Origin of the sequence: Nocardia testacea NBRC 100365 (assembly GCF_000308775.1) — a bacterium.
Lineage (GTDB): Bacteria > Actinomycetota > Actinomycetes > Mycobacteriales > Mycobacteriaceae > Nocardia > Nocardia testacea.
The window spans coordinates 29,617-42,361 of record NZ_BAGJ01000172.1 but is presented as its reverse complement, the minus strand read 5'-3'; the positions used below and the strand labels follow the sequence as shown (position 1 = coordinate 42,361).

The following is a 12,745-nucleotide window of genomic DNA, read 5'->3' as shown; positions in this document are numbered from 1 at the left end:
CATTCCCACTGGTGCCGGTAGTCGCCGGAGCCGCCGCGACGACGCATGAAGCCTTCGGGAGCGTGTATGGATTACGACTGGTCGGAGGCCGAGCGGGCCTTCCGAGACGAGGTACGAGCGTTCCTGGCCGAGAAGCTGACACCCGAGGTGAGTACCGCGGGCCGGCTGATGACCAGTGTCTACTCCGACCACGAGGCGAGCCTGGAATGGCAGCGCATCCTGCACGAGCGGGGATGGGCGGCGCCGCACTGGCCGGTCGAGTACGGCGGCTGCGACTGGTCGCTCACCCAGCACTACATCTTCAGCCGGGAACTCACGCTGGCCGGTGCCCCCGCGCTGTCACCGATGGGTATCCGGATGGTGGCCCCGGCCCTGATCGCGTTCGGCACCGACGAGCAGAAGAACTACTTCCTGCCCCGCATCCTCACCGGTGAGGTCTTCTTCTGCCAGGGTTACTCCGAGCCCGAAGCCGGATCCGACCTCGCCGCGCTGAATATGTCCGCGGTGTCCGACGGCGACGACTTCCTCGTCTCGGGCAGCAAGATCTGGACCACCCACGCCACCGAGGCGAATTGGATCTTCGCGCTGGTGCGCACCTCACGCGAGGGCAGGAAACAGCAGGGCATCACCTTCCTGCTGATGGATATGACCGCGCCGGGAATCGAGATCCGGCCGCTGGTGATGAGCTCGGGCGAGCAGGTCCAGAACCAGATCTTCTTCGACAATGTGCGGGTGCCCAAGAGCAATGTGCTCGGGCGCATCGACGACGGCTGGACCGTCGCCAAGTACCTGCTCGTCCACGAGCGCGGTGGCGGTGCCATGGCACCGGCGCTGCAGGCCATGGCCGAGAACATCGCCACCGCCGCGGCCGGGCAACCCGGCCGGGACGGCAACCCGCTCAGTGAGGACCCGCATTTCGCGGCACAACTGGCCGACGCCCGGATCCGCACCGAGGTGCTGGAAGTGCTGGAGTTCCGGACCCTGGCCGCCATGGCCCAGGGCAAGGATCTGGGCACCTCCTCGTCCATGCTGAAGATTCTGTCCACCGAGCTCAGCCAGCAGCTCACCGAACTCGCGCTCACCGCCGCCGGACCGCGCGGCCGGGTCTACCAGCCGCACGCCACCGCGCCCGGCGGGCCGATCGCCGAATACACCCCGCCCGCGGACGGTTACCTCAGCGGCGCCGATTGGCAGGCCGTCGCGCCGCTGCGCTATTTCAACGATCGCGCCGGCTCGATCTACGCGGGCAGTAACGAAATCCAGCGAAATATCCTCGCCAAGGCAGCATTGGGGCTCTGATGGACTTCACCTTCACCGACGAACAGCAGATGCTGCGCGACGCGGTCTCCGGTTTTCTCGCCGCCCGATACGACCTGGTGAAAAGCCGTACCGCGGTCAAATCCGGCCCCGGCTGGCAGCCCGAGATCTGGCGCGGGCTCGCCGAACTGGATGTCCTGGGCCTGACCCTGCCGGAGGAAACCGGCGGTTCGGGTGGCGGCCCGATCGAGAGCATGATCATCGCCGAGGAGTTGGGCCGCGCCCTGGTGGTGGAGCCCTATGTCGACACCGTGGTGGTCGGCGGCGGGCTGCTTCGGCGTTCGGGTGGCGAACGGGCCGGTGAGCTGCTGCGGGGCATTGCGGACGGTACCGTGCGGCTGGCCTTCGCCGCGCTCGAACCGCAGTCCGGCGAAGTGCGCCACGATGTGGCGACGACCGCACGCCGCGACGGCGACGACTGGGTGATCGACGGGTCGAAGATCGTGGTCACCGGCGTGCCCGTCGCGACGCATCTGATCATCTCCGCGCGCACTGCCGGCGAGCGTCGTGATCAGGACGGGATCTCGCTGTTCCTGGTCGACTTCGACCCCGCCGGCCCGCCGGCCGGTGTCGAGGCGCACCAGTACCGCACCATCGACGACCGCGCCGCCGCCGACCTCACCTTCAGCGAGTTCCGGGTGCCCGCGAACGCCTTGCTGGGCGAGGAGGGTCAGGCGTGGCCCGTCATCGACGCCACCATCGACGAGGCGATCGCCGCGGTCGCCTCCGAAGCCGTCGGACTGATGCGCAAGGTGCTCGACGATACCGTCGAATACACCCGGCAGCGGCAACAGTTCGGGGTTCCGATCAGCAGTTTCCAGGCGCTACAGCACCGGATGGTCGATATGCTGATCGAACTCGAGCAGAGCATCGCCGCCGCCTATCTGGCCGCCTACGCGGTGGAAGCCGAACCCGCCGAAAGAGCTCGCGCGGTCTCGGCCGCCAAGGTGACCATCGGCCGGGCGACCCGTTTCATCGGCCAGAATTCGGTCCAGCTGCACGGTGCGATGGGTATGACCGAGGAATTGGCCATCGGTCACTACTTCAAGCGGCTCACCGCCATCGAATACGAATTCGGCTCCAGCTCCGATCATCTCGCGCGCTATATCGCGGCGACGAAACCCTGATCGGACCGCACCGCGCTCACCGGTGCGCCCGGGCGCGGTGCGGAAGGTCCGGTCGCGTGGTGGTTCGTCCAGAGGGGGATCACCGCGCGACCGGGGACCGGAATCAGTACTCGAGTTCCGTCCACGGGATTGTTATGGGGAAGGGGAATTCGATGCGTATGCCGTCCGGGTCCCCTGGACTCCATTCGCCGGCGAGGAGATAGTTGGCCGACCGGAGCGGGCGCACGCCGCCGGGCAGCCGCCCGGGCCCGGTCTCCAGCCCGTAGGCGCGAACCGTCGCTATCGCGCTTACTTCGCGGGCCAAGGTGACCTCCCAGTACCAAGGGATGCCTGCGCTCGCGTACCGGCCTTTCTTCGCCTCCATGTCGGTTTGAGTATTCGATGGTGACAGAACCTCGCCGACCAACAGGGTGGTATTGGCCCGGATATCCTCGAATGGCGTCTTCGGGCACCGGCACACCAGGAAGTCCGGGGTCAGAAAATCGGACTTACCATGACTGCCCAGAAAGACGTTGGTCTCGGATTCGACTCGCCAGCAATGTTGCGGGTCTGCTGCCATGGTCTTCCGAGCACAGCTTTCGAGAGCATTCGTCAGGCGGCGGCTGAAAGCTTGGTGTTCCATGGGCCCCCGGCGTAGCCAGACCACGCGCCCGTCCCACAGCTCGATCTGCTCGGCGATCTCTTCCGGTAGTTGCTCGAGCTCCTCCCAGGTCATGTACTCGGGAAGCTCGGGCCGTTCGGTGTGCGGCAGGGACATGGCACCATCGTATGCCTGGTCAGCCTCGTATTCGCCGCATCGATCCGGACCGGCTCAGCCGATCGCCGCCCGTATCGCCGTCTCGACCGCCGAGAACGGCCCGGGCCCGGTGATCCGCAGCGGTTGCGCAGGGTTCAGGTTCGGCTGGGCCAGGAATCGAGGGTGGGCGCCGCGGTTCGGCTGGCCCGCGTGGACCAGGAACGGGTGGCAGAGGTAGACGTCGCCGGCGCTGCCGATGGCATGCGCGGTCGGGAGATGGGCGGTGGCCGGGTCGGCCCGGGCGGCGAGTTCGCGGGCATCGAGACCGCCTTCGCCTTCCGGCTCGAGTATCCGGGCGACCTCGCGGTGCGACCCCACGCGCAGCCGGGTCGGTGCTTCCTGCTCGCCGGTATCGGAGAACAGGAACAGCATCAGCAGCGCCCGATCCTTCGAATGGATATTGATCCGCCAGCTCAGATAATCGGTGGGCGACGAATCGGGGCCGGGGAAACTGGCGTCTACATGCCAGCCGTCGAGGACCGCTGTCTCCTGGCCCGGGAAGCGGATCACGAAACCGCCGAGGCTGCGGCGCGGCACCCAGCGTCCGGGGCCGACGAGCGCGTCGTAGGCCGCGCGCAGCCGCGGGGTGGCTGCGGCGGACACGAAGGGCTCGCTCACATAATCCGGCCGGAAGGCTGCCGGAACGGGCCAGCTGCCGGGGTCCTCGGGGGAGGCATCCAGGTCCTGCCAGATGATGTCGCGGCACTCTTCGGCGAGTTCGCGGGGGAACGCGCCGGGGATATGGACATAGCCGTTTTCGATGAACGAGGCCACCTGTACGTCGTCGAGCACGGGTTCATTGCAATCGGTGCCGACGTCGCGCGCCAGCGATTTTCCGCGCGGAGGCGGATATGCCCGGTACGACAGCGCTCGCGCCATCTCGTCCGTCGAACACCCCGGCCGATCTGTCCTGCCTCCTGTTCTCGCGGTTTCGGAATACCATTCCGCCCACCCGACTTGGACCCGGATATGACGAGTACGCAGTTCGATCCGCGCACCCTGCTCAGCGAGAGCCGGCTCGGCGTCCTGGCCACCATCAAATCCAACGGTCTGCCGCAGCTGTCCCCGGTAACCCCCTACTACGACCGTGCGGCCGAGGTCATCTATGTCTCGATGACCGAGGGCCGGGCCAAAACCGTGAACCTGCGCCGTGATCCGCGGGCCGCGCTGGAGGTCACCCGGGCCGACGGCTGGGCCTGGGCGACCGCGGAGGGCACGGTCACCCTCACCGGCCCGGGTACCGACCCGCACGGACCGGAGGTGGAAGCGCTGGTCGACTACTACCGCAAGGCGGCGGGCGAACATCCGGACTGGGAGGAGTACCGGACGGTCATGGTCTCCGACCGCCGGGTCCTCATGGAACTCGCGGTGGAGAACGTGTACGGCGCGGCCCTGCGCTGAGCCGCACCTTTCCGCGGCTTCGCACGGCGCTCGTACCGCTCGTGTATCGGTCGGTGCGCGTGGGCGAGTGGCGGTCGGCGCCGCGTGCTGTTCCCGTCTGATCGCCGAGGCCCGCCGGTCGGCGTCGGTCCCGAACCGAAGGCGTGCGACCACTGATTCTGTACCCGGACGGCGTTCGCCCGCGACGCGACGACGGACGGCGCCTGCGGAGTCCACAATGACGGAATCAACGGCCGGGAGTCGACTCCTCGACGGTGGCGGCGCCCGCGGGTGCCCGGGCGTCCCGGCCGGACAACGGCACACCCGAGTCGAGCAGGATCGAGGCGAGCAGCTCGCGGGAGCGGGCCAGATCCGACGCCAGCGCGTCCATTCGGTCGATCTCGGTCCGCAGGACCGCGACGACTTCCGCGCACGGCTCGATCCTTCCGACCGCGTCGCGGGTGCACGGCAATACCCGGCGGATCACCTCGGTGGTGAGTCCCGCTGACAGCAGAGCCCGGATACGGAGCACGGTGTCGACCGCGGAATCGTCGAAGCTGCGGTAGCCGTTGCCGCGCCGCACCGCTGTCAGCAGGCCTTGTCGTTCGTAATACCGCAGGGCTCGCGTGCTGCTGCCGGTGCGTTGTGCCAGCTCGCCGATCCGCATAACGCTCACCTCGACTTGACATTGACGCTGATGTCAATGTTTACCGTAGCCGCATGCAGATCGGAATCTTCACCGGCGTGACCGACGAAAGTATCGGCCCGGCCGACCTCGCCCGGGCTGTCGAGGACCGTGGCTTCGAATCGCTGTTCGTGGCCGAGCACACGCATATCCCGGTCACCGTCGACACGCCGTATCCCGCCGGAGGGGATATCCCGCGGGACTACTACCGGAATTTCGATCCGTTCATCTCGCTGGCCTTCGCCGCCGCTTCGACACAGCGGCTGCGGATCGGCACCGCTGTCGCCCTGCTCGTCCAGCGTGATCCGATCATCACGGCCAAAGAGGTGGCGAGCCTGGACGCGGCGTCGGGCGGGCGGTTCGAACTGGGCGTGGGCGCCGGGTGGCTGCGGGAGGAGATGCGCAATCACGGGACCGATCCGCGCAGCCGGCTCGCCCTGCAGCGCGAACGGCTGCTCGCCATGACGGATATCTGGACCCGGGAGGAAGCCGAATTCCACGGTGAGTACGTCGACTTCGATCCGCTGTATTCCTGGCCGAAACCGGTGCAGCGGCCGCGTCCGCCCGTCTGGCTGGGCGGCTGGGGGCCGTCCACGCACGAGCGGATTCTCGATCATGCCGACGGCTGGCTGGCTCCGGTGGGCCTTCCCTTCGCCGAACTGGAACGGGGGGTTCACGAACTGCGGGTGCTCGCCGAGAGCCGCGGCCGGGCCCCGGTTCCGGTGATCGCCACGGTCTTCGAACCCGGTCGCGACGAGCTGGAACGTCTGGCGGAACTGGGCATTCACCGGACATTGCTCGGTATCGTCCCGGTGCTGGCACACGATGCGGCGCTGCGTCGATTGGACCACTTCGCCGACGTGGTGGGCGAGTTGCGCAGCTGAAGCCTGAGGGGGCCCACCGGAGGACGTAACTTCTCCTCCATCGCTCATGGCGATACCGTGAGCGGCCGGCCGGAGCGCAGCGAAGCCGTACGTCGAGCCGCCGGACGTCACCCGGGTGACGTCCGGCGAACGGGCCCCCAGCGCCCGGCTTTCCGGCGCCGGCCGGGGCATACGCACGGCACCACCCGGCTCCGTCGCCCGCATCCCCGGCGAGGGGCGGGGCCTGCGAACGCGAGCAGGGCCCGGCGGAACTCCGCCGGGCCCTGCTGTGTGTTTCCTGCTTCGGTCAGCCCTTACGGCCCGGTGCCTTGGCTCCGGACTTGAAGCCGAGCGCACCCGGCTTGGCCTGCGGCGGGGTCGCCCCCGAACCGTTGCCTCCGCTGCCGTTACCGGCCGCTCCGCCGGTCTCGGTCGCGGCTTCGCCCGTGCTCTCCGGTGCCGCTTCGGCTGCGGTTTCCGAGGACGAATCCGCACTGGCCTCCGCGCCCGTTCCCGCGGTGACCTCGGCAGCCGGATCGGCGGTGGCCGTCGGTGCCGATTCCCGGGGGGACTCGTCCGGAGCAGGCCCGGATGCCGCGGTGGCCTCCGACTCCGGTGCGGGTGCCGGCGCCTTCGCGCCGGGCGCCTTGGCACCCGGACGCTTGAATCCGGACTTCATCGCCAGGCCCTTGGCCGGTTTCGACGGCTTGCTCTCGGCGGGAGCCGCCGCGGTGGCCGGTTCGGCGTTCGCCGCCTCCGATTCCGCGGCCGGGGCCTCTGTCGAAGCCGTCTCGGCCTTCGGTGCCGTCGCCGGGGCCTTCGCGCCGGGTGCTTTGGCGCCGGGGCGTTTGAATCCGGACTTCATGGCCAGGCCCTTGGCCGCGACCGTGGGTTTGGTTTCGGTCGGTGCCGAGCTCGCAGTGGATTCCGCGGGCGCCTCGGTCGCCGGTTCGGCGGCCGGGGCGGAGGCCTCGGCGGGTGCCTTCGCGCCCGGCGCTTTCGCACCGGGTGCCTGGGCCGCGCCCTTCATGGCCAGGCCCTTGCCGCCGGGTGCCTTGGCAGCGCCCTTCATCCCCAGGCCCTTCACCGGAGGCGCGGCGGGAGTCTCGGTGGTCTCCGACTCCGCCGGAGCGGATTCGGCCTTGGCGCCGGGTGCTTTGGCCGCGCCCTTCATGGCCAGGCCCTTGCCGCCGGGCGCCTTCGCGGCGCCTTTCATCCCGAGGCCCTTCGCGGCCGGTGCCGCTTTCTCCTCGGCCTCGGCCGCGGGGGCGGCCGCTGTGGCACCAGGGGCCTTGGCGGCCCCCTTCATGCCGAGACCCTTACCGGGTGCCTTGGCCGGGCCCTTCATGGCGAGGCCGCCACCCTTGGGTGCCGCCTTCTCGGCCGCGGGCGCGGCCTCGGCTTCGGCGGCCACCGGCGCGGGTTCGGGTTCCGGCTCGGGTTCGGCCTTGGGCTCCTGAACCACCGTGAGATTGGCGGTCAGCTGGTCCGGCTGCTGCCGCTCGATCGACTCGAGCATCAGCTGCGCGACGTCCACGACCTCTACGCCCTCGCCCTGGCCGGACTCCTGGCGGGCGGTCACGCCGTCGGTGAGCATCACCCGGCAGAACGGGCAGCCGGTGGCGATCTTGGCCGGGGAGGTGGTGAGCGCCTCGTCCACGCGGTCGATATTGATCCGCTTACCCAGCTGCTCTTCCATCCACATACGGGCGCCGCCGGCACCACAGCACATGGACCGTTCGCCGTGCCGGGGCATTTCCACCAGGGTGGATCCGGAGGCGGCCATCAGTTCACGCGGGGCGTTGTAGACCTTGTTGTGGCGGCCGAGGTAGCAGGGGTCGTGATAGGTGACATTCTGCGAGACCGGGGCCACCGGGACCAGCTGCTTACCACGCACCAGCCGGTTCAGCAGCTGGGTGTGGTGCACGACCTCATAGGTGCCGCCCACCTGCGGGTATTCGTTGTTGAGCGCATTGAAGCAGTGCGCGCAGGTGACGACGATCTTCTTCTTTTTCTGCTCGACGCCCTCGAACACCGAGTTCAGCAGCTCGATGTTCTGCATCGCCAGCTGCTGGAACAGGAACTCGTTACCCGCGCGCCGGGCCGAATCGCCGGTGCAGGTCTCCTCCTGGCCGAGGACCATGAATTTCACTCCGGCGGTCGCCAGCAGTTCGGCGACGGCCTTGGTGGTCTTCTTGGCGCGGTCCTCGTAGGCGCCGGCGCAGCCGACCCAGAACAGGTACTCGTAGCCGTCGAAGCTGTCGGCGTCCTGGCCGAAGACCGGGATATCGAAGTCCAGCTCGTTGATCCAGTTGAGCCGGTCCTTGGCGTTCTGGCCCCAGGGGTTGCCCTTGTTCTCGAGATTCTTGAACAGGCCCGCGAGTTCGGACGGGAAATCCGATTCTATGAGCACCTGGTAGCGACGCATATCGATGATGTGATCGACGTGTTCGATATCGACCGGGCACTGCTCCACGCAGGCGCCGCAGGTGGTGCAGCTCCACAGCACCTCCGGGTCGATGATCCCGTTCACCTCGTGGTCGCCGACGAGCGGGCGCTCGGCCTCGGCGCGTGCGGCTTCGGAGACCCGGGCCAGCTTCTTCTCGTCCGGGTTGCCCTCGCCGTCGACCAGACCGACCTCGTCGCCGCCCATATCCTTGCTGCCACCGGCCAGCAGATACGGGGCCTTGGTCCGGCCGTGGTCGCGCAGCGACATGATGAGCAGTTTGGGGGACAACGGCTTACCGGTGTTCCACGCCGGGCACTGCGACTGGCAGCGGCCGCATTCGGTGCAGGTGGTGAAGTCCAGCCAGCCCTTCCACGAGAAATCCTCGATCCGTCCGGCGCCGAGAGTGTCGGTGTCTGGGTCGACGTTCTCCATGTCCAATGCACGGCCTTTGGACATCATCGGCTTCGCCGCGCCGAGAGCGACATCACCGTCGTCCTCACGCTTGAAATAGATGTTGAAGAAGGCCGAGAACCGGTGCCAGGCCACGCCCCAGGTGATGTTGCGGCCGACGAAGTAGAGGAAGGCCATACCGGACATCAGCTTGATGAAGGCGAAGATCGACACCAGGGTCGGGCTCGCCGGCAGCAGCTTGGCCACCTGCATGGTGAAGAAGTCGGTGCCGGCGTGCGCGTGCCCGTAGGTGGCGAGCTTGCCCGCCTTCACGAAGATCATGCCCAGGCCTTCGAGCAGGACGATGGCCTCGATCACATAGGCGGGGCCGAACGCGGAGCCGCTGAAGCGGGAGAGCCGCTCCGGTACCCGCGGATGGTTCAGCTGGCGGATGACGATCAGCGTCACGATGCCGACGACGGTTCCGATGCCGAGGATCTCGTCCCACAGGTGATAGATCGCGGTGTTGCCGATCAGCGGCCAGTGGAAGGCCGGATCGAAGGTCTGACCGTAGGCCTCGAACCAGAGGATCGCGCCACCCAGGAAGCCGATCATCACCAGCCAGTGCGCCCAGCCCACCGTCCGGAATTTGTTCATCCGGGTATGCGCCAGAAACTCCACCAGCATCTGCTTGAAACGCGGGAAGAACGGTCGCCAGCGGTCCGGGGCGGGCTGGCCCAGCATGATGGCGCGGACGATATCCCGGACGCCGCCGAAGAACGACGCCCAACACAGCAGGCTGAGCGCCGCTCCCAGGGTGCCCAGCGTCACTGTCAGGGCATTCATGTCGCGACCTTTCTTTCGAAGCAACACGAGGTATGGGGAACTGAGCAGTACCCCGTCCGGCTCGTATCGTAACCGCCAGTAAGTTACCCGCCAGTAACTAACGGTGTCCACTGTACGATCCGCGTCGGGCCCCCGGCGTGTCTGCCTGGGCTTATCCGCATGAATCGCAGCGTGATCAATATCACTCTTTTCGGTTTACTGTCCAAAGTGCATAAGGGCTGATTAACACCGTAAAGGGCCAGCTGCCGCGAGTGGTGATAAGGCCAGGCTTACCCGTGGGATTCTTACGCTTGGGAAACGAATCTCGCCTTTTGACAGTGCATTCGACTACGCTCAGCCCGATCTATCAGGAAGCGTGACATCTCATAACGCTCGGGGAGGAATCAGGGTTCGATCACATCGACCCCCTCGCGTTGAGATGGGACGCCCCACACCCGATTGGAAATGGATGACACTCCCGAGATCCACCGTGATCGCCGCACTGGTCACCGGCTCGCTCGCTATGGGATTCGGCACAGCGCAGGCCGACCCGGCAGCCGAGGCCGCGAAGACCATCAACTACGCGGTGCAGTTGAAAGACAAGACCGTGGTGGCGACCATCAACGGCGGAACGTTCGCGGTCGTCGAGAAGGAACTCTCGCCTGAGGAGCTGGGCGCCACCGCGCCGGACCCCAGCGCCCCCGCCGGGGAGCCCATCGCGGCCGAGGCCGAGAAGACCAAGGTCATCGAGATCAAGGACGGCAACAACAACCTGGTTGCCTCGCTGCCGCTGGAATTCACCGCCGGAGGCACCGAGATTCCGGTCGTCTCGGAGATCAAACAGGACGGCGCCGTCCTCGAGATCACGCCCGAACAGCCGGCGGTTCAGGACCCCGCGCGGAGCAAAGAGGTTGTGCATCCGGTCGCGAAGCCGATTGCCTCGGTCGCGGAAAACCAGATGGCGATCAATGAGTTCTCCAGCAACTTCGGGCTTGCCACCGCTATCGGCGGCTTCATCGGTACCGCGGTCGGCTTCGTCGTGGGTTGTATCGTGATCCCCGCGATCGGGTGCCTGCCGGGCGCCGGGCTCGGCGGCATCATCGGCACCATCGCGGTGGGCGGCCCGACCCTGGTCGCCGCCGGTGTCGAACTCTTCAACACCATTCAGGCTCCGGCCGGCACAAGCAAATGGGCCAACGACGGCAAGCCCGTCACCGAAGAGCCCGCTCCTGCTCCCGCTCCCGCCCCGTAACCTCTCTCAACGGGCACAACCGAAAGGGCCGACAGCGTCACGCTGTCGGCCCTTTTCGTTTGCCGCGTGGATATGTGTAGCCCGAAGGCCCACTGCCGCCGACGCGGCAACGAGAGCCGCGGACGGGGTGCGTCCGTCCGGTCCGGCCGGCGTTGCGCTGGGTCGGGCTACCGCGTGTTCTTGCCTGGCCGGAAGTTCGGGAGGGACGCATGCCGTGGAGGGCCGGGATGGCGTCGAGCGGCAGCTCGGAAGGTCAGGCCCCGGGCAGGCGAGAGGGCCGGCAGCGTGACGCTGCCGGCCCTCTCGTTGCTCGATGCTCGGTGCGAGTCGCACCCGGAGGTGCGGCGCCGATCCTGCTCACCGCGTTCCACCGGGAGCGGAGAGCAGGACGACCTCTAGCTCGTGCGGATGCGCAGGCCCGGGTTGTCGGAGAGCACCACGCTCACCGGCTGCGCGAACAGCTGCGGGGCGTTACCGGTGAGCACACCCAGGATGTTGGGGATCTCGCAGATCGGGTAGTCGGCCACCGAGGAGGCGCTGGAGATACCCAGGGCCTGGCGCCCGGTGACGATCGGGCCGCCGCTATCGCCGGGGAGGGCGCAGATATTGGCGGAGAAGCTCTGGGTGAGCTGCCGGTCGCCGACCTGCACGGTCTGGTCCACCGCGTTCACCACACCGCAGCTGAAGCCGGTCCGCGAACCCGACTTGCAGACCGGCGCGCCGACCACCGGGGTGGCGACGCCGTCGATCGCGATCGGTGCGGCACCGGGCACCTTCACCTGGTTGTTCTGGAAGCGGCCCGCGGCCCCGTCCGCGATGCTCATGATCGAGTAGTCCTGGGCGCCGAGTACCGATTTCTGGTAGGTGGCGATCTGCGGGCCCACCTTGTTGCCACCGAGGGATTCGTGCACGGTGGCGGCGCCGATATCGTCGAGGTTCGGGTTGCAGTGCCCGGCGGTGATATTGACGGTGTTACCCGCCGGGCCGGTGCCGTTGAAGCCGAAGGAACAGCGCAGCGAGCTGTCCCCCGCGATGGCGGCGAAACCGTCGCCGCCGCCCACCGCGGTGGTGGCCGCCTCGGCGATCGCGGACGCCTGGGGCAGCGTTTCCGCCGCGACCGGCGGAGCCATGACGATGACCCGGGCCGGATCGATGAAGTTCGGCATGGGCAGGCCGACCTTGTCGACCCGCACCGCGATGCTGTTGTTGACGGTATCGATCACGACACCGCGCACCAGTGCGGACACCGCTTCGGGCTGACCGTCGAGCCAGCGTTCGAAGGCGCTCTTCTCGCCGCGCAGCGTCGTTTCGCTCTTGGCGACATTGCGGACCACGAATCCACTCGATTCGGCCGCACCGCGCGCCTCGTCGGCACCCGGGCCGTTGGCCAGGGCCACCACTCCGCGGCCCTGCTCGTCGAGCCAGGCGCCACCGAACACCTGGGGGAACTGACGCTGGGCCGTGGTGGCGAACGCCGCCACCTGCTGCGCGGTATCGGCGCGCGCCAGGTACTCCTCGGGGGAGATGTGCAGATCCCGGTTCAGTGCCGCGACGAGGTCGGCGGGGAGGCCGATACCCGGGTCGGGGGCAGCCGAGGAGACCGCTGCGATCGGGCCGAACAGCAGGGCGGCCGCCGAGGCGGCGACCGCGGCACGTTGCAT

10 protein-coding genes are annotated in these 12,745 nt (G+C 67.9%); 5 read left to right on the top strand and 5 right to left on the bottom strand.

All coding sequences use genetic code 11. From position 1 onward, the window contains the following. Positions 1 to 66 precede the first annotated feature (66 nt). A complete protein-coding gene (locus tag ON38_RS23980) occupies positions 67 to 1,299 on the top strand; it encodes an acyl-CoA dehydrogenase family protein (protein ID WP_039827199.1) in 1,233 nt (410 codons plus the stop codon). After that, positions 1,299 to 2,444, top strand: coding sequence for an acyl-CoA dehydrogenase family protein (locus tag ON38_RS23975; protein WP_039827198.1), 1,146 nt, complete (start codon positions 1,299 to 1,301; stop codon positions 2,442 to 2,444). The genes ON38_RS23980 and ON38_RS23975 overlap by 1 nt, the downstream gene beginning before the upstream one ends. Positions 2,445 to 2,547: 103 nt before the next feature. Here the strand turns inward: ON38_RS23975 and ON38_RS23970 are convergent, their stop codons facing one another. Both ON38_RS23970 and ON38_RS23965 read right to left on the bottom strand, forming a co-directional pair. Next, positions 2,548 to 3,201 (bottom strand): Uma2 family endonuclease, encoded by a 654-nt coding sequence (locus tag ON38_RS23970; RefSeq protein WP_039827197.1) that lies wholly within the window; start codon positions 3,199 to 3,201, stop codon positions 2,548 to 2,550. A 54-nt stretch (positions 3,202 to 3,255) separates the two neighbouring features. Beyond that, a complete protein-coding gene (locus ON38_RS23965) occupies positions 3,256 to 4,032 on the bottom strand; it encodes a phytanoyl-CoA dioxygenase family protein (protein ID WP_039827235.1) in 777 nt (258 codons plus the stop codon). 177 nt (positions 4,033 to 4,209) lie between these two features. On the opposite strand from ON38_RS23965, the gene ON38_RS23960 reads away from it, so the two are divergent. Further along, positions 4,210 to 4,641, top strand: a complete 432-nt coding sequence (locus ON38_RS23960) for a PPOX class F420-dependent oxidoreductase (protein ID WP_039827196.1) — start codon at positions 4,210 to 4,212, stop codon at positions 4,639 to 4,641. A 226-nt stretch (positions 4,642 to 4,867) separates the two neighbouring features. Here ON38_RS23960 and ON38_RS23955 read toward each other — a convergent pair whose 3' ends face one another. Next, complete coding sequence (locus ON38_RS23955; RefSeq protein ID WP_083873046.1) at positions 4,868 to 5,287, bottom strand: MerR family transcriptional regulator; 420 nt, start codon at positions 5,285 to 5,287, stop codon at positions 4,868 to 4,870. Between the two features lie 53 nt (positions 5,288 to 5,340). Between ON38_RS23955 and ON38_RS23950 the strand changes: the two genes are divergently transcribed. Beyond that, positions 5,341 to 6,189, top strand: a complete 849-nt coding sequence (locus tag ON38_RS23950) for an LLM class F420-dependent oxidoreductase (protein ID WP_039827195.1) — start codon at positions 5,341 to 5,343, stop codon at positions 6,187 to 6,189. Positions 6,190 to 6,475: 286 nt separating this feature from the next. Here the strand turns inward: ON38_RS23950 and ON38_RS23945 are convergent, their stop codons facing one another. Continuing rightward, a complete protein-coding gene (locus ON38_RS23945; RefSeq protein WP_039827194.1) occupies positions 6,476 to 9,853 on the bottom strand; it encodes a (Fe-S)-binding protein in 3,378 nt (1,125 codons plus the stop codon). 469 nt (positions 9,854 to 10,322) lie between these two features. Here ON38_RS23945 and ON38_RS23940 point away from each other — a divergent pair, with 469 nt between their 5' ends. After that, positions 10,323 to 11,084 carry a DUF8020 domain-containing protein gene (locus ON38_RS23940; RefSeq protein WP_245564172.1) on the top strand — a complete coding sequence of 254 codons (762 nt, stop codon included), beginning with the start codon at positions 10,323 to 10,325 and terminating at the stop codon, positions 11,082 to 11,084. A 395-nt stretch (positions 11,085 to 11,479) separates the two neighbouring features. Here ON38_RS23940 and ON38_RS23935 read toward each other — a convergent pair whose 3' ends face one another. Next, positions 11,480 to 12,745, bottom strand: a complete 1,266-nt coding sequence (locus ON38_RS23935; protein ID WP_039827193.1) for a S1 family peptidase — start codon at positions 12,743 to 12,745, stop codon at positions 11,480 to 11,482.

Coding starts and splice junctions, on each gene's coding strand:
- ON38_RS23980 (WP_039827199.1), top strand. CDS start 67: ATGGATTACGACTGGTCGGAGGCCGAGCGGGCCTTCCGAGACGAGGTA.
- ON38_RS23975 (WP_039827198.1), top strand. CDS start 1,299: ATGGACTTCACCTTCACCGACGAACAGCAGATGCTGCGCGACGCGGTC.
- ON38_RS23970 (WP_039827197.1), bottom strand. CDS start 3,201: ATGTCCCTGCCGCACACCGAACGGCCCGAGCTTCCCGAGTACATGACC.
- ON38_RS23960 (WP_039827196.1), top strand. CDS start 4,210: ATGACGAGTACGCAGTTCGATCCGCGCACCCTGCTCAGCGAGAGCCGG.
- ON38_RS23955 (WP_083873046.1), bottom strand. CDS start 5,287: ATGCGGATCGGCGAGCTGGCACAACGCACCGGCAGCAGCACGCGAGCC.
- ON38_RS23950 (WP_039827195.1), top strand. CDS start 5,341: ATGCAGATCGGAATCTTCACCGGCGTGACCGACGAAAGTATCGGCCCG.
- ON38_RS23945 (WP_039827194.1), bottom strand. CDS start 9,853: ATGAATGCCCTGACAGTGACGCTGGGCACCCTGGGAGCGGCGCTCAGC.
- ON38_RS23935 (WP_039827193.1), bottom strand. CDS start 12,745: ATGCAACGTGCCGCGGTCGCCGCCTCGGCGGCCGCCCTGCTGTTCGGC.